The sequence below is a fragment of the Mesoplasma syrphidae genome, assembly GCF_002843565.1.
In the GTDB taxonomy this organism is placed as follows: Bacteria; Bacillota_I; Bacilli_A; order Mycoplasmatales; family Mycoplasmataceae; genus Tullyiplasma; species Tullyiplasma syrphidae.
The window spans coordinates 120,357-143,959 of record NZ_CP025257.1 but is presented as its reverse complement, the minus strand read 5'-3'; the positions used below and the strand labels follow the sequence as shown (position 1 = coordinate 143,959).

The following is a 23,603-nucleotide window of genomic DNA, read 5'->3' as shown; positions in this document are numbered from 1 at the left end:
TAATTTTTAATACTTGCCTTGAGCTAAGTTAGCATTTCCTCCGCCCTTAGGATTAATATCTTTCATTCCTTTAAAAATTTCGATAGCCTTAAAGCGATCTTGAAGTGACTCGCTGACCCCAACAACAAGAAAATTTTCTTCATTGGTTGTTGATGATAAGATTACAATTAAATCAACAAATTTATTTCTAAATTGATCTGATAATTCTTTTAAATCTTTAATAGTTAATCCAGATGTATGCAGTCTAATTTCGTTAATACCATCTTGATTAATAATTGGCTCAACATTTTGAAATTGTGCTAATTTAGCTGCAGTAATCAAATCATTTGCTTCTTTTTCGTAACTTTTAAAAGTTTCTTTTAATAACTCTAATTTTTCTTTAACTATTTCTAAATTATCTTTTAAAATTTCTAAAATCTTTAGTTCTTGGTAAATAATTTCCAATTTTGCCGATTTTAAAATTTCTTTTGAAGTGTTATATTTATCTATTATTTTATCAGCTTCGTCAGAATAATTTTTAAATTGATTTTGTAGATACTCATTAACAGTTTCGTTTGAAGTTAAACATTTAATACGAAATGTTCCAGAACCTTTAGACTCAATTCCAGTAATAATGAAATCTTCAATATCTTTAGTATTGTCAACATGAGTTCCTCCACATAATTCAGAAGAAAAATCACCAAATTTAACAACTCTAACTTCTTCATCATATTTTTCTGTAAAGAAAGCCAATGCTTGATATTTATTAATAGCATCGTCCATATTACAAAAGTAAACTTCACGTGGGTGACCTTCTTTTATACGTTTTAAAACCTCAATTTCTGTTGCTCTCAATTCTTCATCAGTAACATTGCGATTAAAGGTAAAATCCATTCTTAGTCCATGTTCATCATTATAAGATCCTGATTGCATAACAGTATCACCAAGTACATGTCGTAAAGCATAATGAACCATATGAGTTCCAGAATGGTTTTTCATTGTATATATACGTTTATCTTCATCAACAATAGCTTTAACTATATCAGAAACTTTTAAAGTACCTTGTACTGAAATTCGATGAATATTTTGTTTTTGTGGTCCTTGTTGAACATCAATAACTGCGGCTTTAAAATTATCACCAATTAAAATTCCAGCATCAGCTGCTTGACCACCTTTTTCAGCATAGAATGGAGTTTTATCAAGAATTACAAAACCCTCTTGATCAGTAATTTCTTGAATTTCTTGATCATTTGCAAACATAAATACAACTTGACTATTTTCACGAGTTGTTTCTTCTCAACCAGTAAATTCTGAATTGATAGTTAGTTTTGTAAACAACTCATTTTGTTTATCTCATGCTTTTAAGTCTTTACGAGCATCACGAGCAGCTATTTTAGTAGCTTCCAAAAGGTTTTCAAAACCAGTATAGTCAACTTCAACACCACGATCTGCTGCTAACTCTAAAGTTTGTTCAATGGGGAATCCAAATGACTCAAACAATAGCAATGCATTTTTAGCTGAAACTGTCTGTTCATCATTAATAATTTTTTCTAAAGTGTCATATCCCTTTGTTAAAGTTTTTAAAAACTTTTCTTCTTCGGTTTTTATTGCTTCAACTATCATATCTCTTTTCGCTTTTAAATATGGATAAAATTCTCCCATCGCTGCAATTACTTCGTCTACTAATTTATATAAAAATGATGTTGTTATTCCTAATTCACGACCATAAACTGAACTACGACGAATTAAACGACGAATGATATATCCACGATCCTTATTACCAGGAAAGACTCCATCAGCAATTGCAAATGTAGTCGCACGAACGTGATCTGCAATTACTTTAAAAGCAGTATTAATACGTGTTTGTTCTTTAACAGGGTGACGATAGTTTTCAATTGAATACTTAAACTTTGAATCACACAAGCTTTCAACTTTCTGAATTGTTGGTCAAAAAATATCAGTTTCAAAATTTGTAGGAGTATCTTGAAAAATTGAAGCAATTCTTTCTAAACCAGCTCCCGTATCGATATTTTTTCTTGGTAATTCAGCATAGTTATTGTTCCCATCATTATTAAATTGTGAGAATACAACATTTCAAATTTCAATGTAACGGTCATTTTCAATATCATCTGCAATCAGACGCGGACCAATATTTTCAGGATCTCATTGTGAACCACGATCAAAAAACATTTCAGTATTTGGACCACATGGTCCTTGTCCAACATCTCAAAAGTTAGTGTCACGACCTAAAGCAAAAATTCTTTCTTTAGGGATTCCAATCACTTCAGTTCAAACTCGATAAGCTTCTTCGTCTTCATTAAAAACTGTAATATATAACTTTTCTGGTGAAATACCAAATCATTGTGGAGAAGTCAGCAATTCTCAAGCAAATTCAATTGCCTCTTTTTTAAAATAATCTCCAATTGAAAAGTTTCCTAACATTTCAAACATTGTTTGGTGACGTGCAGTTACTCCAACATTTTCAATATCATTTGTACGAATTGCCTTTTGAGAATTAGTTAAGCGTGGTGCTGGCGGAGTTTTTCTTCCATCAAAATATGGTTTTAATGTAGCCACTCCAGAATTAATTCATAGCAAAGAAGGATCATCGACAGGAATCAATGAAACTGGTGCCAAAAAATGGTGTTGTTTTGTTTGAAAAAAGTCTAGTCACATTTGACGAATTTCATTAGTAGTAAGTTTTTTCATTTTAATCCTTTTTATTAATTTCTATATTTTTAATTATACAACTATAACTAAATATTATTAGACTTTTTTAAAACCAAAAACTGGTTTTTTCTTAAAAAGTTTACATTTTAATTTCGCAAATATGAGAAAATTATTTTACATGAAAGGATATTATTATGAAACTAAAAAATATAGACCGTAAACGCTTAATTATGATTGATTTGGATGGAACAACTTTAATGAATAAGGATGACAAAATTCATCCTTTAACTAAAAATGCATTAATGAAGGCTTCTAATAATGGTCATAAAGTTTGTATTGTAACCGGACGTCCTTTTCGAGCAATCAAACATATTTATGAAGAGTTAAATTTGACAACACTTTTATGTAATTTTGATGGAGCTCATATTCATGATCCTTACAAAAAAGAATTTAAGCGTATTGTTTTAGCTATTAACAACGAAATAATTCAAGCAATTATAAATGAACCCAACATTGCCAATTCTGTTGAAAATATTTTAATTGAATATTACGATAAAACTTTGATATGAAAAGAGGACAAAGATTTGAATGACTTTTTTCACTTGTCCGATCTACGCGACAGTTTAACAGATCCGCTAATTGTTGGAAGTCCTTACACTGAATGAAGGGGCCCTTCAACAAATATTGTTTTAAAGCTAAAGGATAATTCCTACAAAAATCGAGTTCTTCGGGCTTTGGGAAAATATCAAGATGCTGTTAAAATTCAAAGTGATATCTTATATGGAGTAGTTAGCACTTCTGAAAAACCTGTTATTACTTTGACCAATAAAAATGCTACTAAAGGTTTTGCAGCTGATATTTTAGCCCAGTACTATAATCAGGATTTACGTGATGTCATTGCTTTTGGTGATCAACTAAATGACTTTGAGATGATTCAAAAGGCCGGTCATGGAGTTGCTATGAAAAATGCTTCTGATTCACTAAAATTTGTTGCTAACGGAATTACTTATAAAACTAACGACGAAGGTGGTTTAGGACAATATCTTGAACAACTATTAATTGGAAATGAAATGTAGGGTTTTTCCTTAAATATAGTAAAAAAATGAGAGCAATCTCGTTTTTTATTATTTCCAGTAGTTGTACAGGAGCAAATCAAAAAATAAATTAACTTACATACTATTTTCAATTAAATAAAGCTCTTTGAATAGGCCTTCTACGCTAATAAGTTCTTCAAAAGTTCCTTGCTGAGCAATTTCTTGATGCGCATTGAAAACAAAAATTTGATCATAACTTTTGACAGTATTCAAACGGTGAGCCACTGTAATAACAGTTTTGCCAACAAACAACTTATTTAGCTGCTTAGTAATTTCTTGTTCTGAAATATTATCAAGAGCGCTAGTTGCTTCATCCAAAATTAAAAAGCTAGGATCTTTTAAAAACATTCGTGCTATTACCAAACGTTGCTTTTGACCACCTGACAATTGTTTCCCTTGCTCTGAAAGCAACGTATTATAACGATTTGGTCAGCTCATAATTAGTTCGTGAATCTTTGCCTTTTTGCAGGCTTTAATAACTTCGGCTGTTGTTGCAGATTTTTTTGCATATAAAATATTTTCTAAAACAGTACCAGATAAAATTTGAGGCTCTTGGTCAACATAACCAATACTATTAATTCAGGTTTCGGTATCAATTTCATTTAAGTCATATTTATTGTTAATAAAAATTTGGCCTTTGTAATTTTTATAAAATTTTAATAGCAATTTGGTGACCGTTGACTTACCACATCCTGAAGGACCCACAAATGCATACGTTTTATTTTGCTCAAATTCAATTGTCAAATTTTTAATAACTTTTTTGTCAGGATTGCTGGGATATGCAAAGTCAACATTTTTAAAGCTAAGTTTTTCAATGTCAATTTTAGAGTGATTTGCGGATAACAAAATATTAGTTTGAAAATTAAATTCTTTTTCTTCTATCGCGCAAATGTCGCTAATATTTTTAGCCGAGTTATTTGTTGTGCTAATACTTTGCAAAATTGTATTTAGCTGAAAGATTGGTGTAATCATAACAATAATTCCAGCTGTAAACGATGAAAAAACTGTAATTAATTTTGTTGTGTCTTGGTTATAAACAAAAACCCCAAATACGATTGAAGATAGCGCCAAGCATCCAACGGCTCCAACAACAATTGCCGGAATAATTGAAATTCCAAAATTCAACTTTTTGTCATACTGATTTAGTTGATTATTATTAGTTTGAAAATCAGAAATTTCTTCTTTTCATGTTCCACTTGTTTTAATAAGGCGAATTGCCAAAATTTTTTCAACAATTTTGGCATCAACTTTTGAGCGTTTTTGAAGACTTTGCTTAACGGGATTGGCAATTAAAAATACTACTAACAATAAAATGCAAAAGATAATAAGCATCAATGCAATCATTAAAGACGCCACAATCATATCAATATAAAATAGCATACCAAGCGCGCCAAAAGAAGCAAACAAGATATAAATTATAATGATGGGCGCAACTTTAAATTGATCAGCAATATTTTTTGAATCCTTTGTGATAATTTCGATTATTTCAGAACTAGTGCGTTTCTCATAAAAGTCAATTTCTTTAATAAGTAAGGCACCGATTAATTTATTTTTTAAATCCGTATGAACTTCTTCACTAATTAGCCCACACAACGAATACGCTGCATACATAAAAAGTACCAAAAAAATAATATCTGAAATCAAAATATAAATTCATTGCATTCTTGAAATGGCAATTCCCAAAAACGTCGTCGTAATTTGTGAACCATCATAATAAATAAATGAAAAGTAAAAAATGTTAATTATTTGATTGATCAGTTGGTAATCGAGAGATTGCTCTTGTGAATTCAAAAAGTTTATTAGAGCTTCATAAATTTCAGGATCAGTGACATAGTGTCCAATAATTAATGCTAACAGCTCTTTATTATTTAAAGTGTTTACTAATGATTCTGCTGTCAAGATTGCTGTAATTTGCTGTGCTATGAAAATGTTAAATACTGAAAATGCGGATACAAAAAAAATAAACAAAATACAAAAAAAGGCTTTAATGCGATATTTAACTCAATAGTGAAACCATAGACTTCAAAATCCGCTGGTTTTAAGTTTTAAATTTTCAGCAAATGCATCTTTTTTTGATAAATTGGCTTGTAGTAGCTCAGTTTTTTTCATAATTCTCCTTAAAACATTTTTATTTTAAAATAGAACTAAAGCGTTATTTATTTTAAATTTGAATATTGGTTCCTGTTATTGAGACTACCAAAAAAAAAAAAAAAAGCCTTTTTTCAAAATAAATTGAAAAAGTCTATTTTTTATATGCAAACTTTAAAAAAATTTGTCACTTAATATAGATTTATATGCTTTTTTTGTGCTAAATGCTTCATAGTTTAAATATAATTTTTATTTTTGTTTAGTTCTTGTCGTTTAAAAAAAATAAGTCGCAAAACTTATTTTTTCATTATTTGTTTTTTAAGTTCGGCAATCTCTTCATGTTGTTTTCCAATTAAGCCATCCATTTTGCGCAAAGTTTCTTCAAAAAATAAAATTAGATTCCCTTGCAAAGTTGACAATCCCAAAGTTTTTTGAATTTTATCAGTTTCTGAAATTTCAGGATTTCGCAATTCATTTAATTTTCCATAATAGTCATTCATTCCTGAGTTAATTGTGTTTAATAATTGATTAATTGACATTGATTTTAAATTTAGCTCTGTAAATATTTCATTAGCAGCTTCAAGTTTATCAATTGAATCAAAATCATTTGAATCAAATTCAATTACATTACCTTTAACAAAAACGCTGTATGTTTCAATAATTGTTTTGATGTTTTCTTCTCTAATTGAAATAAGCGACAAGTTTTCATCCTTAACAATTAATTCTTTAATTGAAGATGCTTCTACAACTCCAATTTTATTGGTAAATATATCAGTTACATTTTGATTTGTTAAAATACGATTTTGCAAATCAACTACTTTTGTAGTTCCCAGTTCTTTCTCAATCCCGAATCCCAAAATTCGATTTGGTTTCAATACATCAGGTCGTAAGCAAACTAAAATAAATTCTCCCTTAATCAGTGAATTTCCTTCTACATCCAATAAGTCGTTTGCTAAATAAAAGCTTCATGTTTTAAATTTCATAATGTACCTCTTTACTAATACTTTTATTTTAACAAATAAAAACACTCCTAAGAGTGCTTAATTATATTATTTGCTTAACATTTCAAATAATGTTTTTAACATTACTCCAGTTCCACGTTCACTAACATCAGCTGTTCCAGCGATATCCAAATGAACAAATGGCTTTCCTTCTGCAAACTCGTTTAAGAAAGCAGCTGCAGTTGATGAACCAGCTTCTCTTCCCTTAGCAGCATTAGTTAAATCAGCAATGACAGTATCTTTTTTAACTTTTTCTAAATGTTCTGAAAAAATTGGCATTCTTCATAATTGCTCTCCCGTAATTTTTGAAAAACCTTCAAGTTCATTTCATAAAGCGTCATCGTGTGTAAATGTTCCTGTTGCTCAACGTCCTAAAGCAATTGTGATTGCTCCTGTTAATGTTGATGCCTCAATAACTCTAGTTGCAGCTTTTTCACGAATTGCGTAAGTAATTCCATCTGCTAATACTAAACGACCTTCAGCATCAGTATTATTAATTTCAACTGTTAGTCCATTCATTGAAGTAATTACTGACTCTGGTAATGTTGCAGTTGATCCAATACGGTTATCTGTGAAACAACCAACACCAACAACATTTGTTTTAGCTTCAGCTTTAGCTAAAGCCATAACTGTTGACAGCATAATTGCTGCACCTGACATATCGAATTTCATTCCTTCCATAAATTGTGAAGGTTTAAGGTTATACCCTCCAGAATCGAAAGTAATTCCTTTTCCAACTAAAGCAGTTTTAGGTTTTGTTTCATCACCAATATATTCGGCAACTACTACTCTTGGTTCAACACTTGATCCAGCGTTAACTGATAGTAATAATCCCATTCCTAATTTTTCAATATCTTTTTTATTTAAAACTGTGATTTTAAGATTTTTAATTTCTTTAGCAGCATCAACAATTTTATCTGCCAAGTCAATTGCTGTTCCCAAGTTTGGCGGTGTATCTTGCAAATCACGCGCAAAGTTGATAAATTCTGTTTTAATTTTTGCCAATTCATAAACTTTTGAAAAGTCCTCAGCAGTCAAAATATTATAAACAACATTTGCTGTATCTTTGTCTTTTTTAAAGTTAACTTGTTTGTGAGAGACAAATGAAATTGTTTCAACAATAGTATTAAACAATTCTGTTTTATCAACTCCAGTTAATTTCAAAATTGCATCAAAATCAATATTTACATTATATTTGTTAGTTCCTACAAATTTTGCCAAAGCATTAGCAACTTGTTTTTTAGGATTGGCATTACCTGCTTTTAAAACTAAATAAATTTTATTTTCATTAGCAATTAGTGTTGTTGCACCTTCATTAGCAATTACATATTTAGGAGCTTGTTCACCATCAATTGCAATTAATGTTAGCTCCTCGTGTTTCTGATTTAAAGTAATCATATTATTACCCCTTTTCTACTTATTGTTATTTATTATATCACTTTGTTATTTTTAATATAAGTTTCTTTTGTAGCAAACTCTTAAAGTTTTTACAATATTGAAAAAGCATCTTTTGGATGTTGTTTTTTGGTATATCCGATTATCGAACCTACAACTAACGTTATAAAAAATAACAACATGAGAATTCCTGTAATTACTAATTGACTTGATCATACAAAAATCAAAGTAACTGAAATGGCTTGCTGAATGATTGGAGAAGCTATATATATTAGCGAAGATGAAATTCAAAAACTTACAATCAACGCTAGAATTCCCGACAAAATATATCCACCTACCAAATACATGTTAACTTCTTTTGAACGATATCCCATTGCTTTAAATAGTAAAACAATTTGTCGATTTTCTAGCAGTATTAACATTACCACAATTATTGAAATTGAAATTGTAATAGCAATCGCAATATAAGAAAATTTTTGCATAATTTCAGTATACTCTTGTGCTTTTTGTTTAATGGCTTGTTGCATTAATGAATATACCATTGTATTCCTACTAAAAGCTTCAAAGTATTCTTTTGTCTGATCTTTGTTATAATAGTTGACAACACTTTTTCCAAAATCACTAAAATCTTCTGCTTCTTCAATTTCTCAGTCATTTGTTAATTGATTGTTATTAACTTTTGGAAGCGTAATATATTGAATATTTCAAGGCAAGTTGGTTTTTGAAAATACAGTGTTATTTAAAAACGTCCCTGTTGAATCAGCTTTTGAGCGTTGAATCAACTCATCAATTCTTGCCACAGCTAAAGCAACGGCTAAATTTTTGTCATGAAGTTGCTCAACAACAGCTTCTTTTGCCAATAATAAGTAGTCATCCTTATCAAAATATATTATCGATTTAGCAACTTCAGTTTTTTGAATGTTAACAATTCTACTGGGTACAGAAATTGGTTCTCCTAAATCATCATATAAACCATTCATACTAAAATTTATATAATCTCCTACTCGATAATTAAATAAATTTGCCAAATTTAGCGATATCTCAACATCCAATACTTTGTCAACTTTTTTTATTTGGTCTACTGTATAAGTTTCATTTCTATTCAAAGTGGAAATTGATGATGTTTTTTTAGAAACTTCGGGTAGCGCAAATTTATAGCTATCTAGGCGCTTTCTTGAAGCTCCCTGACCAATAATTAAATCTCATTTTGTTCCTGAAAGACTTATGTCATTAGTTCAATAACTGCGACTGTCTAATGGTATGTATTGCTTACCAAATAAAAGGTTAAGCTCTAATTCATTGCCTCCAATTAGTTTTATACTCTCGATAGTCTTATCAATTTGCTCTTTAAAGTCGCTAAATGATTCCAAAATTTTTGCTCGATTTTTTTCATAAAGGGCAGCCAGTTGAGGAATATTTTTAACTTTGACTTTTATGATCTCATCAAACTCGGTTGCATCCAAACTAATAATTTCGTTGACCACATTTGAAGATAAATAGTAATTGCTAATATTTGTAGGCTGCTGACTTCCAATTTTAGAATCAATAATTGATGCCACACTAATTTCTAAAAATTCGTCCATATCATCAATTGAATTTAATTCTTTTAGGTCATAAACAATATCTGTTGAATAGTTAAGACCATACTTTTCTTTATAATCTGGACTATAAAAAATATTTTCGTTGCTAGCGTATTTAACAGAATTATAAGGAGCATTATGAAGCGACCCAATTTTTGAAGCATAATCAACTGACTTATTGAATTGAATTGAAAATAAAATTATTGTAAAACTTAGCGTTAAAATTACAAAAGTGACCAAATTTTTATAAACATTTTTAATTGCAAACGATAGTCCGATTCTGGTCTTACTTGAAATCAGCGGCAATTTAGATTTAATTTTCATAAATATTGGCGCTGGTGTTTTAGTAGAATTCATTCCAGATAACGTCAAAGTTTTACCATTAATAATTAGCAAATTGATAATAAAAAACATTGACAATAAAATTAAAATTAGGCATCCGGTTCCCAAAGTCATTTTGATATTTAAACTAAGTTTTGGGAAAGCAATTAAGTATGTAGAAGCAACGGCATTTGTCATAAATCCATTTACCAAAATTGCACCCAAGAGTGAAAAGCCTAAAGCAACTATCAAGGGAATTAAAACAGCAAATGTTGTCAATAACGCTAGTCGCATTTTCCTTTCTCCTAAGGACTTTAAAAAGAATAGCGTTTGACGTTGCATTTTGATAAACTGATCAGTAATAAAGAAAAACACTAATATCGTTAATAAAACCACTAATCCACCAGTTGCATAACAAATAAGTGACATAATAACTAAGGCTTGTCTAGTCACGAATGGTGAACTTCAACTTTGATACTGATTGCTAAACATTAGGAATTTTTCATAATTTGATGAGCTTTTAAAAATTTGATTAACTTCTTCTTCGACATTTTTTTGAGCCTGCTCATTAGAATTAATTGAGTCATAGAAAAAAATATTTTTTCATCCATAACTCAAGTTGGCATAATTTTTTTCATAGCCTTGTGCTGACATATATAGGTATCCCTGTAAGTTTTGAGATGCTTGATCACCCTCTTTAATAATAGAAAAACGGTCTATTGCTGTTCCAGCAATTAGAAACTCAGTATCTTTTTTCGTATTATTCGCCGCTTTTAGTTTAATAAACTTTCCTATTTGATAATTCTGTTCTTTCAAATATTTTGGAGAAACATACACGAAGCGACCTTCATCAAGAGCCGACTTTTGTTCATCATTTAAATTGCGAAAATTAATTTCTCCATCAATATAAATATCATTCATAGCATTTAACTTAAACTGACTTTGTGCTTGTTGATATTCCATTTCAGTTGCAAATCACTGACGATGATTTCCAGTAACTTTTAATGCTAATTTTGGTGCCTTAGCAAGTGGTTGGGTTGATATGTCGTAGTTCAAAGTTGCATAAGAATCTGAAAATCCTGTGCCATTAAAGCGAGGATTAAAACGTTCATAAAAAAACTTTGTAATTAAATTATCTGATACTTTAGTAGAATTGTTTAAGAAACTCTTAGTTAAAAGGCGCAAGTCTTTAACTCGATCTAATGTTAATTCTTTATAATAGTTCAGGACTTCTTCATCTGTATAAACATTTGTTCAATTATGAGTTATTCCCTCAAGATCAACAAAGTCAGCAGCTAAAGCTTTTTGCTCATCGGAGCTTTTATATTTTTCTTTAAGACCAGGATCATCAAAAAATTTTGCTTCATCTAAAATGTTAAAAACATAATCTCGAACTTGATTGTCCTCATCGATTCAAAAGTTATTATCTTTGTTTAAAGACGTTCCCTTTTTGGCAACTTGAAAATTATTTTGTAAGCGAATATTATGATTGTGATCGCCAAGAATTTTGTTACTAACATCACTAAAATATGTAATAAATGAAAACAATCCCAAAACTAGTGACAATGCAATTGATAAAAATAACGTAAAGGAAAGATATAAAAGCTTTTTGCTTCAAAAATCATTAATCGATTGTTTAAGTAGTAATTTAAGTCTCATAGTTTCTTCCTTTGTCTTTTATTATTAGTAAGATTTTAAATGTTTTTCACAAATAAAAAAAGGCACAAGGCCTTTTTAAAGTAATTTATAAATTTGCTGAAATTATTAAGCAATAACTCCAATAACTGTTCCAGCTCCAATAGTTCTTCCACCTTCACGGATTGAGAATTTTGTTCCTTCTTCAATCGCAACAGGTTTAATTAGTGTTATTTCTAATTCAACGTTATCTCCAGGCATAACCATGTCTGTTCCAGCTGGTAAAGTAACTTCACCAGTTACGTCAGTTGTACGGAAGTAAAATTGAGGACGGTAATTATTAAAGAATGGTTTATGACGTCCACCTTCTTCAGAAGTTAAAGCATAAACTGATGCTTTTAATTTTGTATGTGGTTTGATTGTTCCAGGTTTAGCCAAAACTTGTCCACGTTCAATAGTATCACGGTCAACTCCACGCAATAAAGCTCCAACATTGTCCCCTGCAGCAGCAAAGTCTAATAATTTTCTAAACATTTCCAATCCAGTAACAACTGTTTTAGTTGCATCTTCGTGTAATCCAACGATTTCAACTTCTTCGTTAACTTTAACTGTTCCACGTTCAACACGTCCAGTAGCAACTGTTCCACGTCCAGTAATTGTGAAAACGTCTTCAACTGGCATTAAGAAAGTTTTGTCAGCATCTCTAGTTGGTGTTGGGATGTATTCATCAACTGCAGCCATTAATTCATTAATTGCTCCAACTCATTTAGCATCACCATTTAATGCTCCTAAAGCTGATCCACGGATAACTGGTGCTCCATCTCCGTCAAATTCGTAAGCAGATAATAAATCTCTAACTTCCATTTCAACTAAGTCGATCATTTCTTCATCATCAACCATGTCACATTTATTTAAGAAAACAACAATTTTTGGTACTCCAACTTGTCTTGAAAGTAAGATGTGTTCTCTTGTTTGAGGCATTGGCCCATCAGTTGCAGCTACTACTAAGATAGCTCCATCCATTTGTGCAGCTCCAGTAATCATGTTTTTAACATAATCGGCATGTCCTGGACAGTCTACGTGTGCGTAGTGTCTGTTTGCTGTTTTATATTCAACGTGAGATGTATTAATTGTAATCCCACGTTCTCTTTCTTCAGGTGCGTTATCGATGTTTGCGTAATCTTTGAATTCTGCTCCACCTTGTTCTGCTAATACTTTAGTAATTGCAGCAGTTAAAGTAGTTTTACCGTGGTCAACGTGTCCAATTGTACCAATGTTAACGTGAGGTAAACTACGGTCGAATAATTCTTTTGCCATATTTTTGGTCTCCTTTTAAATTAATATAGCGGTATTTAGATTTACTTTCTAGTACCTTTACCGCCCCCGTAGGGGCGACTGCTTAATTTATATAATTTTAATATATTTTAAACAGATTTGAGTTTTTTTAAAAAACTATTTTCCTGATTTTTTAATAATTTCTTCAGCAACTGATTTAGGTGCTTCAGCATAATGACTAAAGATCATTGTATAGTTTCCACGTCCTTGTGTAAATGAACGTAGTTCTGTTGCGTACCCAAACATTTCTGTCAAAGGAACTTTTGATTTAATTGTTTGAGCGTTTCCTCTTTGTTCTGAACCTTCAATTAATCCACGTTTAGATGAAATATTTCCCATTACATCTCCGTAGTATTCATCAGGAACAGTAACTTCAACATTCATGATTGGTTCTAAAATAACTGGGTTCATTTTTTTAACAGCTTCTTTTAATGCCAATGAAGCAGCAATTTTATATGCCATTTCATTTGAATCGACATCATGCATTGATCCATCAACGATTGTTGCTTTAACATCGATCATTGGGAATCCTGCTAAAATACCATTTTGTAAAGCGTTTTCTAAACCAGTACGTGCAGCATTAATATATTCTTTTGAAACACGCCCTCCTGTAATTTTATCAACTCATTCAAATCCCTTTTCATGGTTTGGTTCAAACTCAATAACAACGTGACCGTATGATCCACGTCCTCCTGATTGTTTAACATATTTACCATCAGCTTTTGCCGGTTGTTTAACTGTTTCACGGTAAGAAACTTGAGGTGCTCCAACGTTTGTTTCAACATTAAATTCACGTCTCATACGATCAACAATAATGTCTAAGTGTAATTCACCCATTCCGGCAATAATTGTTTGTCCTGTTTCTTCATCAGTATAAGTTCTAAAAGTTGGATCTTCTTCTGAAAGTTTGTTTAAAGCAATTCCCATTTTTTCTTGATCAGCTTTAGTTTTTGGTTCTAGTGCTAGCTGAATAACTGGTTCAGGGAAAATCATTGATTCTAAGATAATTTCGTGTTTTTCGTCAACTAAAGTATCTCCAGTTGTAGTATTTTTCAATCCAACAGCTGCAGCAATATCTCCAGCATAAACAACTTCGATTTCTGTACGGTTGTTGGCATGCATTTGTAAAATACGCCCAACACGTTCTTTTTGACCTTTTGTTGAGTTTAATACATAACTTCCTTTTTCAAGTACACCTGAATATACACGGAAGAATGTCAATTTTCCAACAAATGGATCTGTCATGACTTTAAATGCTAATGCAGAAAATGGTTCGTTATCATCTGCATGTCTTTCTGATTCTTCTCCATTTGGTAATACCCCTTTAATTGCAGGTACGTCTAATGGTGAAGGTAAATAATCAACAACAGCGTCCAATAATAATTTAACCCCTTTGTTTTTAAATGCTGATCCAGCTAAAACTGGGAAAAATTCAGCACCAATAACTCCTTTACGAATTGCAGATTTTAATTCAGGAATAGTAATTTCTTCACCATCTAAGAATTTCATCATTAATTCTTCATCGTACTCAACAGCAGTTTCAACTAGTTGACTTCTTAAGTCTTTAGCTTGGTCTAATAAATCTGCAGGAATTTCAATTTCCTGAGCAATCTCATCAGCTTTACCATCAAAGTGTCAGGCTTTCATTTCAACTAAGTCAATAATTCCTGAAAAATTTTCTTCAGCTCCAATTGGCAATTGAATTGGTGCAGCTTTAGCTCCCAAGCGGTCACCAATTGATTTAACTGAATAAATGAAGTCAGCTCCTGTTTTGTCCATTTTGTTTACAAAAACGATACGAGGAACACGGTAAGTAGTTGCTTGTCTTCAAACAGTTTCAGTTTGAGGTTCAACTCCTGATTGACCATCAAGAACAGCAACTGCTCCATCAAGAACTCTTAATGAACGCTCAACTTCAACTGTAAAGTCTACGTGTCCAGGAGTATCAATAATGTTGAATCGGTGATTTTTTCAGTGAGCAGTAGTGGCAGCTGAAGTAATAGTAATACCACGTTCTTGTTCTTGAGCCATTCAGTCCATTTGTGAAGCACCCTCATGAGTTTCTCCAATTTTATGAATTTTACCTGTATGGAATAAGATACGTTCAGTAGTTGTAGTTTTACCCGCATCAATATGGGCCATAATCCCAATGTTACGAGTGTCTTTTAAACTATATTGTCTTGACATAATTTTCTCCTATTCTAATATTTTTGGTTGATAATTATCAACGGTAGTGAGCAAAGGCTTTGTTAGCTTCTGCCATTTTGTGTGTATCTTCACGTTTTTTAACTGATCCACCCATGTTGTTTGAAGCATCGATAATTTCGTTTGCTAATTTAACTGTCATAACTTTTTCATTTCTAAGTCTTGCATAGTTAATTAATCAACGTAATGCTAAAGTGACTTTTCTTTCGTCTGAAACTTCAACTGGTACTTGATAATTAGCTCCCCCGATACGACGAACTTTTAATTCTAAATGTGGCTCAATATTTGTAATTGCTTTGTTAAAAACATCAATTGGATTTTCACCAGTTTTTTCTTTAATAAGATCAAATGCTTCATAGATAATCCCTTGAGCAGTTCCTCTTCTACCATCTAACATAATTTTATTGATAGCACGTGTAACCAATTTTGAGTTATACACTGGATCTGGCAAAACGTCTCTTTTTTCAGCTCTATTTTTACGCATGATTGTGTCCCCTTTCTTTTTTTATTGTTTTGATACTATTGTGGTTCGTATTTTCACGACATTAATAGTTTGATGAAATAATTTTTAAAAATTATTTTTTAGGTCTTTTAGCTCCGTATAATGAACGAGATTGCATACGTTTGTTTACAGCTTGAGTATCCAAAGTTCCACGAATAACGTGGTAACGTACCCCAGGTAAATCTTTAACACGTCCTCCTCTGATTAAGACAACACTGTGTTCTTGTAAGTTGTGTCCTTCTCCTGGGATGTATGCATTTACTTCCATTCCGTTTGTCAATCTAACACGAGCGTACTTACGCAACGCTGAGTTGGGTTTTTTAGGTGTCATTGTAGCGACACGTGTACATACCCCTCTTTTTTGTGGAGCTGAAACTTTAGTAACTTTTTTCTTTAAAGTATTTACCCCACGGTTTAAGGCAGGCGCTTTAGTTTTTCAAGTTTTAGCTTTACGGTTAGTTTTTACTAATTGATTAATTGTAGGCATAGAATATTCCTCCTTTCACATTGCCGTGTGTATCGAACTCACACAATATATATTATATATGAAATAAAATGCAAGATAAACAGTTTTTTAACAAAAAAATAATCCTGTTAAAAGAATTATTTTATTAAATTTTCTAAAATTAAATCAGTGATTTTTAAACGTTCTTTCAAAGAAATGTTCATTGCCTCGCGTCCATTAATTCTTAATGGTGAATCATTAAATTCTCCAAGCAATCTTTGATAATCATCTTCATTGAGTTGACTTAATCTTTTGCGCTGTTCTTTTAGTTCTTTAATATCAAATCGCAAAAGTTTAAAATTCTCATTTACAACTTTCTTACATTGCCTTAAATCAACAAATCTTTGTGATGTTTTAGCAAAAGCAGGGATTTTATCCAAATCTAGCTTTTTAGAATAATTAATAGCTTTAGCAAGTTTAAAAAAATTTTCATCTATTTCTAGATAACTTAAATAACATTTCTCGCACAAATAATATCGAACGCCTACAAATTCAAACAAAGTATGTTCTCTATCCGTTTTTGCCTCTTCTACTAAATAAATTGTCGAATTATCATTTCACATATATTCACGAACATTAAAATACTCACACATTATTTGTCCTCAATTGATGCAAGATTCTTGTAGCATTATTTATTTTTCTCCCTGCTGTATATTTATTTCAGTCAAATTATTAAGTAAGTTCAATATTGGAACCTGTTTTTCTAAGTCCCAATAAAAGTTTGCCAATTTACTCTTCCCATCAAAAGTTGCTTTTTGAAAACTTACTTTAATTAGTTCGTTCAAGTTCTTATAGATTTTTAAATAATAACTCAAGTCAAACTCAACAATTTCATTATTAAACATCGTAGTGATTCAATTAGTTAATTCCGGTATTTCAAACTCAAGAAATTGCTGACTATATTTTCCATAAAATCTCACAGCAAAATTATTTAAATAATTTCTATTGACTATTTCTAAAGTTGAAAATTTATCAAGGCTCACCATTATTTCTAAGTAAGATAAAAATAAACTGTGAATTTTTTCAAGTTCCATTTTAAATATAGGTTCCTCCAAGCGCAAATTATCAATAATTTTCAAAACCTCAATGATTTGTGAATAATTCGTAATTATTTGATTGCTTTTTAAAAAAAATCTATAACTTTTATAAAATTTTAAACCATCTAACAATTTAAAATCATGGTAAGTTGAATTAACTTTTTGGTAAATAATTTTTTTAAACTTCATGATATCCCTTCTCTCTCATTACCGTTTAATTTATAACAATGGTGAAATAATATTGAACATTGCTACTAATACTTTTTTTCCTGTTGGAAGCTCATCGTTTGGTAAAAAAGTATACTCAAATGATTTTGAAAAATCTCACAAAAATCTAGTTTCTAGCTCTTTATTAAAAGTTTCAGACTTAATCAGAGCCATAGTTTGTTGATCTGAAAAGAAAGCTCTAAAATCCAGATTAGTTGATCCGATAAAAGCTATATTGTCATCAAATAAATAAGCTTTGGTATGATTAAAGGTATTATTCATTGAGTATATTCTTACTCCAGCTTCAAATAATTGACGTGTTCAGCGCTTAGAAACTTCTAACAGCAATTTCTTATCTGTTTTACCAGGAATAACTAGTTTAACATCAATCCCACTTTTAGCTGCCGTACATAGGGCGTTAATCAACTCTACTGGTGGTACGAAATATGGAGAAGAAATTCAAATTCGTTTTTGAGCAGAATTCACTAAACTCATCATTAAATCAAAATGCATCGGTGTATTATGATTGGGTCCAGAAGAAACAATTTGAGTTAAGTCATTTGAATAATTTTCAATTGAATGTAAAGTACCAACACTTGGCTCTAAATCTGTAATTCGTTCTTGTTGACGATGACAAAAATTTCAATCGCTAGCAAAAATTTTTTCAATTCCTTGAACAGCTGCTCCAGCAATTCTTACGTGTGCATCATTTCAAAAACCAAATTTGCTACTCATATTAATATACTCATCGCTTAAATTAATTCCACCAATGTAACCAATTTTTCCATCAATAGAAACATCCTTACGATGGTCACGATAATTTGCTGTTCAATTTATTCATGGCAAGTTTAGTGGTGCAAATGGTACTAAGCGAATTCCAGCTTCTTGCAGCTTGGTTTGAGTTTCATATTTAAAGTCTGTATAACATCCTGTAAAATCATAAATTATATAAATATTAACACCTTGCGCCGCTTTGCTTTTTAAAAGTGCTACTAAATTATCTAAGAGCTCTCCATCTTTAATCACATAAAAGTTTAGCAAAATATATTTTTCTGCTTTTTTAATATCTCTAAACAAGCTAACAACAAAATCTGCGCCATTATCCAATAATTTTGTATTAGTTTGGTCGTAAATTGTATCGTTTTGTAAGTTATTTCCTAAAACAAATGCACGCTTATATTGTGGGGATTCTTTAGCCAAAGTTTCTAAGGCATGTCTTGATGTTTCACGATCATGACTAGTTGCAAATTCACTAAAATTTTTGTAGCGATATTCATTATCAGTTTTATATTTATATGAACGACCAAATAAAATATATGATGCCATGCCAACGAATGGGACTGCTATAATAAAAATACTTCAGCGTAAGCGAGTTTCAAAACGCCGACTCTTATTTCTAATAATTACAATTGTAAATAAAATTGAGGCAGCGTATACTCCTAAAAAAATTAGTGAGAATGTTCAATTTTGAAAAATTGCTAAAAGAATAACTCCCAAGAACACAATAATGAACATTAAAGACATACTTAAAAATATATTAATTTTTTTCTTCATATTCTTGCGCCTCCTTAATGAGTTTTCGTTTATTTATATGATTAATTCATTTATTATTTTTGATTACAAACAAATTAAAAAAGTCAGGGCTGAGATCTGAAATTGCTTGGATTGTTTTTTTATTAACTAATATTTTAATTAAAAACATATCTACATTGTCATGAACAGAATTTTTATTAATAAAGTTATGCAAGTTTAAATACATCGCCAAATAGTAACCATATTCATAATAGCTTTTGCGCTCTTTTACTGAAAAAGGTGCAGCAAATACGTTTCCAATTAAGGCATAAATTTTGTGAAAATTAAAATACTTTTTTACTTCTATTTTTGAAAATTCAAATTCATTCTCATTTAAAACTTTTTCCTCAAGATTTTCAACAAAATATGCGTAATTATTTTCCAATACTAATTTTCAAATAGTTGCTTCCAAATTTTGAATTAATTCTTCATTATCTTGCTTAATTGTTGTTGCAAATAAATAACGAGAACATATTTTAACAAAGTTAATATGATCCATTTGAATTTCCTCATTTAATTCTTCCAAACGTAATAAGTGAATAAAGTTTTTTAAAAGAATATTTTTACTGTCAATAACAGAAAAATTGTTAAAATCTTTGTCATTAATTTCATTACGCTGCAAAAACTTGTCAAACTTTTTGTTTCTGGTTTTGATGTAAGAAATTCGCGCTGTAATATTACGTTTAATTCTCATCTTTATTCTCCCTTTATAAAATAATTATATCTCTTTATAAAAAAAATAAGCAAAAAGCTTATTTTCCTCTTCCCAAAACAGGGAAAAATATTCTTTTACCTGCAAGAGCAGTTGTAATTTCTTTCATATACAAATATGAAGGAACATTACCCTCAGGTGTTTCAATAAAAGATAATCTACGGATATTAACTCCACAACTTAAATTTGGGATAAACATAAATTCAATTCTTTCAATTCCATCAGGAACTAAAATTTTTAAGAGATCCATAATATCAATTTTGTTCGATGAATAAATCGCCACTAATGTAAAACGCTTTTTGACTTGATTAATCGTAAAAACGACCACCGCATCAATTTCAGAGATGTAATATACATTACGTCGATAAAATTTTAATATATTATAAAGTTTCACGCTTGAATCTCCATTACTTGCAATTACTGATGGAGTCTTAGTTGCATGTTTGATATGATCTTGAATAAATTCAATGTCCTTAACTGAATCGGTATCAAGTTTTTTGATAGCGGTCTTTTCAGTTTCAAATGATGAGTTTCAAGGAATATAATAAATAAATTCTTGGATTTTCTGAAATTCGCTATTATAAAATAGTGCATCAGTTTCAGAATCACTAAAAGAGTAAATCAAATCAGATACATTTGAATACTTTTCAGCAACAAGATTTAAAAGCTTTTTATCGACCTCATCTTTTTCGTAGCCATCACGAATAAAAATTCGTCCCACTTGAATTGCATTGCATTTAACTTCGTTAATTGACAAGTTAAGTCTAATAATACATACTGCTGCTACAATATCATTTTTTTCATTGATTAAAGCAATTGGATAATAATTTTCATCCCAGTGCCCTTTCAGCATTCAATCTTCAAAATAAGATTTTGGCGATTTTTTAATAATATTGTATAATTCGTTATTATAGTGCTTATTTTCTTTAAAATCATAAATTAATTCATAAGAGTTCATATTGCCCCCAGCGACTATTCGTTAGAATAATCTTACTAAATTATACAACTTAGGGGGTATTTTTACAAACACAAAATTTTCAAAAGTCACTAACTTTTCTTAATTTCGGTTTGAGATATTTTAAAAAGTTCGTAATTCGAAAGCATATTTGCTTCAAGAACAACTCGCTGTTCTAGTGGATTAAAAATGAACATTTTATTAATTTTATAGTTAGTATTTGATTCAATTAACTGTTTTTGCAAATAAAGCTCAGCAGAATACTTTTGATTAAATCCCGAGCGACTATTTTTAAAACTACCCAAAAATCATTCTTTACCATTAGTAGCCAAAAAATCAATATTCCCAACAAACAAGTTGTTTACATCATTATTAATTAAAATTAAATTGGAAAATACCTGCTTAATTTCATATTTATATAAAAACTTATTTAAATCATGAACAATTGATTTTGCTATTTTAATGATAAATTTATCCTTTTCATCCAGCTCTTCAAAATAAAATTCAGCTCCGCGGCGATTTTTGATTGCCTGAAAAACCAATGTCTTAATTCTTCTTGTCCTATTAATTAAATTTTGGATGACTTCAGTATTTTGTTTATCAACAAAGGGATAAACTTCATTAACAATTTCACTAATAGTTGCTATTGCTAAAACACCCTGATTTGAACTTTTTTTAATAATTTGTTTAATATGATAATCAACTTCCCAATCCAAATTTGCTAAATCATATTTAAAAGTTTTTTCATTATAGCTTAAAACCTGACTTAAGTCACTAATTTGATACTTAGCCATTAGCGTACTCATTTCTTTGTGACTGAGTTATAAATTTTTGATGGTTCTCCATAAAGTGGTTCATCAAAATAAACTTTAACATCATCACTAAATTGTTCAAGGTCTTGCTCACTTCAAAGTGGCTGCTGCCCATGAATATTAACTGATGTCGAATAAATTAATCCGGTACTATCAACAATTTTTTTTATATCTTCACGAATAACTTTACGAAGAGCATAAGTTTGTTGATTGTATTCAATAATAACAGTTGTCGGAATTGAACTATCTAGCAGTTCATATAAACTACGATCAAAAATATTTAAAAAATCAATTTGTTGATAACAACTAAATAATATAATTAAAGGCTTACTAAATTTGGCCTGCTTTAATTTATTGATTTTTATTTCGTTTGATTTAGTCGCAAGTGCTGACAGACCATAAATTGTGTCAGTTGGTAAAATAATGACTTGATTTTTTTTTAAAGATTTTATGGCTTGGTCAATTTGGACTGAATTAAGCATCATCTCGGCCCTTTCTAATCTCATTTAAGCGAGCAATTTTTTTAGCGACAAACTGTTTTTTTAAATAGCTTTTGAATTCAGCGGATTTTCAAATTCCATTACTCAAGATTCCAAATGAACTAAGTAGTAATGAATAATTAATTATTGCTTCTGCAATTATTCCATACTTTCCTAGTCAAATAAAAGTTCCATTAACTTCATTGATTCCGTTCAAAGGAAACATTTCTATCAACCGATCTCAATCATACATTGCTTCTCCGTTATTTGTCACAACATTTTTTATTTCATTTAATAATTTAATTCCAATAGTTTCGTCTCCTGAAACTGTCACATGATTTCATAAATTCGTGGTGCGATTAATCTCTGATTTAGAGTAAGTTGTTAAACAAAGTAACAATGTTAATTCAAAAAACAATACTACATATTGAGTAATAAAGATTCGATTAGAAACATTTTCTCCTTTAACACTCACTGAAACAAAAAAGAATGTTGAAGAGATTGTAATTCCTAAGGCAATTAAAGGTAATGATGTTATAAACAAAGGATTTAATTGATATCCGTTAAATGCGCTACTGAAAAGCTCATTAATTCGGTGAGCTTCTTCATAGTCACCTACCAAATTAACAACGTTATAAGTTCAATTGACGATAGAACCCATTCCCGTTGTTGATGCCGAACTTAAAATAATATAAATAATTTGTGGCAAAACAATTGTTAAAGTAATAACAACCGTCCAAAGTGACAAGGTTTTATCATCAATTCTAAAAATACGATTTCAAAGTGTTTTAAACTTTGAACCAGTAATTTTTTTATTTTTAGAAATTCACCTAACATAGCGATCAATACCCTCTGATTTAGCAGTTCCAAAAGCCATATTTTGCAAGGCAATTCCAATAGCAAATAAAATCATAATTTGAATAAACATAATTCACCAAACAACATCCGAAGTTTGTCACATGAAAATTGGAACAAACTCTCCATCACCGGCTTTATTAAAATATCAATCACTGATTTCAATCATTGCTGGATGTTTGCCCTCGCTACCTGTTTTAGATTCATAAATATAAAAATCTTGAAAAGCTGAATAAAAGTACTGTGACAAAGCAGCTAGTAGTAACACCACCATTCCAATACCAATAATCGCAGTAATATATGCCAATTTGCTATTTTTATGAATTGCTCGCGAAGTTATAACTGGTTTGAATAACATAAACATTCCAAACGCCAAAAAAGTTAATGCTAATGAACTTCACAACGTTCCCATTATCATTGATTTATTCGGTACATCAATAAATTGAGAAATTGTCTGATGATGTTCAAAATAATAACTTAAAGTTTCATTATTTAAGGTAATGTAAATATAAACATAAAATGGCAATAAGGTAACTAAAAAGATAAAGGCGAATCAAAATGACATTAAGTACAAACGCAGATTTCGTTTTCTCAAGTCTTCATTTTGATCATTAATTTTAAAATTTAGCCGATTTTTTAATTTAAATTCTCATCGTTGTTCCAT

18 protein-coding genes are annotated in these 23,603 nt (G+C 30.3%); 1 reads left to right on the top strand and 17 read right to left on the bottom strand.

The window, feature by feature from the left end:
* Positions 1 to 6: 6 nt before the first annotated feature.
* Complete coding sequence (gene alaS, locus CXP39_RS00555; RefSeq protein WP_027048406.1) at positions 7 to 2,688, bottom strand: alanine--tRNA ligase; 2,682 nt, start codon at positions 2,686 to 2,688, stop codon at positions 7 to 9.
* A gap of 155 nt (positions 2,689 to 2,843) precedes the next feature.
* On the opposite strand from alaS, the gene CXP39_RS00550 reads away from it, so the two are divergent.
* Positions 2,844 to 3,725, top strand: coding sequence for a Cof-type HAD-IIB family hydrolase (locus CXP39_RS00550; RefSeq protein WP_027048405.1), 882 nt, complete (start codon positions 2,844 to 2,846; stop codon positions 3,723 to 3,725).
* A 93-nt stretch (positions 3,726 to 3,818) separates the two neighbouring features.
* On the opposite strand, the gene CXP39_RS00545 is transcribed toward CXP39_RS00550, so the two are convergent.
* The 16 genes from CXP39_RS00545 to CXP39_RS00470 all read right to left on the bottom strand — a co-directional run bounded on the left by CXP39_RS00545 (position 3,819) and on the right by CXP39_RS00470 (position 23,603).
* Positions 3,819 to 5,852, bottom strand: a complete 2,034-nt coding sequence (locus CXP39_RS00545; RefSeq protein WP_027048404.1) for an ABC transporter ATP-binding protein — start codon at positions 5,850 to 5,852, stop codon at positions 3,819 to 3,821.
* 275 nt (positions 5,853 to 6,127) lie between these two features.
* Positions 6,128 to 6,814, bottom strand: coding sequence for a hypothetical protein (locus CXP39_RS00540; RefSeq protein WP_027048403.1), 687 nt, complete (start codon positions 6,812 to 6,814; stop codon positions 6,128 to 6,130).
* Between the two features lie 66 nt (positions 6,815 to 6,880).
* Positions 6,881 to 8,230, bottom strand: a complete 1,350-nt coding sequence (locus tag CXP39_RS00535) for a M17 family metallopeptidase (RefSeq protein ID WP_027048402.1) — start codon at positions 8,228 to 8,230, stop codon at positions 6,881 to 6,883.
* A gap of 89 nt (positions 8,231 to 8,319) precedes the next feature.
* Positions 8,320 to 11,787 (bottom strand): ABC transporter permease, encoded by a 3,468-nt coding sequence (locus CXP39_RS00530; protein ID WP_027048401.1) that lies wholly within the window; start codon positions 11,785 to 11,787, stop codon positions 8,320 to 8,322.
* A 105-nt stretch (positions 11,788 to 11,892) separates the two neighbouring features.
* On the bottom strand, positions 11,893 to 13,080 hold the full coding sequence (tuf, locus tag CXP39_RS00525) for an elongation factor Tu (protein WP_027048400.1): 1,188 nt from the start codon (positions 13,078 to 13,080) through the stop codon (positions 11,893 to 11,895).
* A gap of 135 nt (positions 13,081 to 13,215) precedes the next feature.
* Positions 13,216 to 15,285 carry an elongation factor G gene (gene fusA / locus CXP39_RS00520; RefSeq protein WP_027048399.1) on the bottom strand — a complete coding sequence of 690 codons (2,070 nt, stop codon included), beginning with the start codon at positions 15,283 to 15,285 and terminating at the stop codon, positions 13,216 to 13,218.
* 34 nt (positions 15,286 to 15,319) lie between these two features.
* The gene (rpsG, locus tag CXP39_RS00515) at positions 15,320 to 15,787 is read right to left on the bottom strand and encodes a 30S ribosomal protein S7 (protein WP_027048398.1); all 468 of its coding nucleotides are present in this window, start codon (positions 15,785 to 15,787) and stop codon (positions 15,320 to 15,322) included.
* 91 nt (positions 15,788 to 15,878) lie between these two features.
* Entirely contained in the window at positions 15,879 to 16,292 is a 414-nt protein-coding gene (gene rpsL / locus CXP39_RS00510; RefSeq protein WP_027048397.1) for a 30S ribosomal protein S12, read from the bottom strand.
* A gap of 116 nt (positions 16,293 to 16,408) precedes the next feature.
* Positions 16,409 to 16,939 carry a hypothetical protein gene (locus CXP39_RS00505; RefSeq protein ID WP_101305112.1) on the bottom strand — a complete coding sequence of 177 codons (531 nt, stop codon included), beginning with the start codon at positions 16,937 to 16,939 and terminating at the stop codon, positions 16,409 to 16,411.
* Positions 16,940 to 16,942: 3 nt separating this feature from the next.
* Positions 16,943 to 17,536 carry a hypothetical protein gene (locus CXP39_RS00500; RefSeq protein WP_027048395.1) on the bottom strand — a complete coding sequence of 198 codons (594 nt, stop codon included), beginning with the start codon at positions 17,534 to 17,536 and terminating at the stop codon, positions 16,943 to 16,945.
* A 30-nt stretch (positions 17,537 to 17,566) separates the two neighbouring features.
* Positions 17,567 to 19,108, bottom strand: coding sequence for a cardiolipin synthase (gene cls, locus CXP39_RS00495; RefSeq protein WP_027048394.1), 1,542 nt, complete (start codon positions 19,106 to 19,108; stop codon positions 17,567 to 17,569).
* On the bottom strand, positions 19,092 to 19,820 hold the full coding sequence (locus CXP39_RS00490; RefSeq protein ID WP_027048393.1) for a hypothetical protein: 729 nt from the start codon (positions 19,818 to 19,820) through the stop codon (positions 19,092 to 19,094). The genes cls and CXP39_RS00490 overlap by 17 nt, the downstream gene beginning before the upstream one ends.
* Positions 19,821 to 19,878: 58 nt before the next feature.
* Complete coding sequence (locus CXP39_RS00485) at positions 19,879 to 20,796, bottom strand: hypothetical protein (RefSeq protein ID WP_027048392.1); 918 nt, start codon at positions 20,794 to 20,796, stop codon at positions 19,879 to 19,881.
* A gap of 89 nt (positions 20,797 to 20,885) precedes the next feature.
* The gene (locus CXP39_RS00480) at positions 20,886 to 21,587 is read right to left on the bottom strand and encodes a hypothetical protein (RefSeq protein ID WP_027048391.1); all 702 of its coding nucleotides are present in this window, start codon (positions 21,585 to 21,587) and stop codon (positions 20,886 to 20,888) included.
* Positions 21,587 to 22,090 carry an L-threonylcarbamoyladenylate synthase gene (locus CXP39_RS00475; RefSeq protein WP_051591889.1) on the bottom strand — a complete coding sequence of 168 codons (504 nt, stop codon included), beginning with the start codon at positions 22,088 to 22,090 and terminating at the stop codon, positions 21,587 to 21,589. Before CXP39_RS00475 ends, CXP39_RS00480 begins: the two co-directional genes overlap by 1 nt.
* Complete coding sequence (locus CXP39_RS00470) at positions 22,080 to 23,603, bottom strand: hypothetical protein (RefSeq protein WP_027048389.1); 1,524 nt, start codon at positions 23,601 to 23,603, stop codon at positions 22,080 to 22,082. The genes CXP39_RS00475 and CXP39_RS00470 overlap by 11 nt, the downstream gene beginning before the upstream one ends.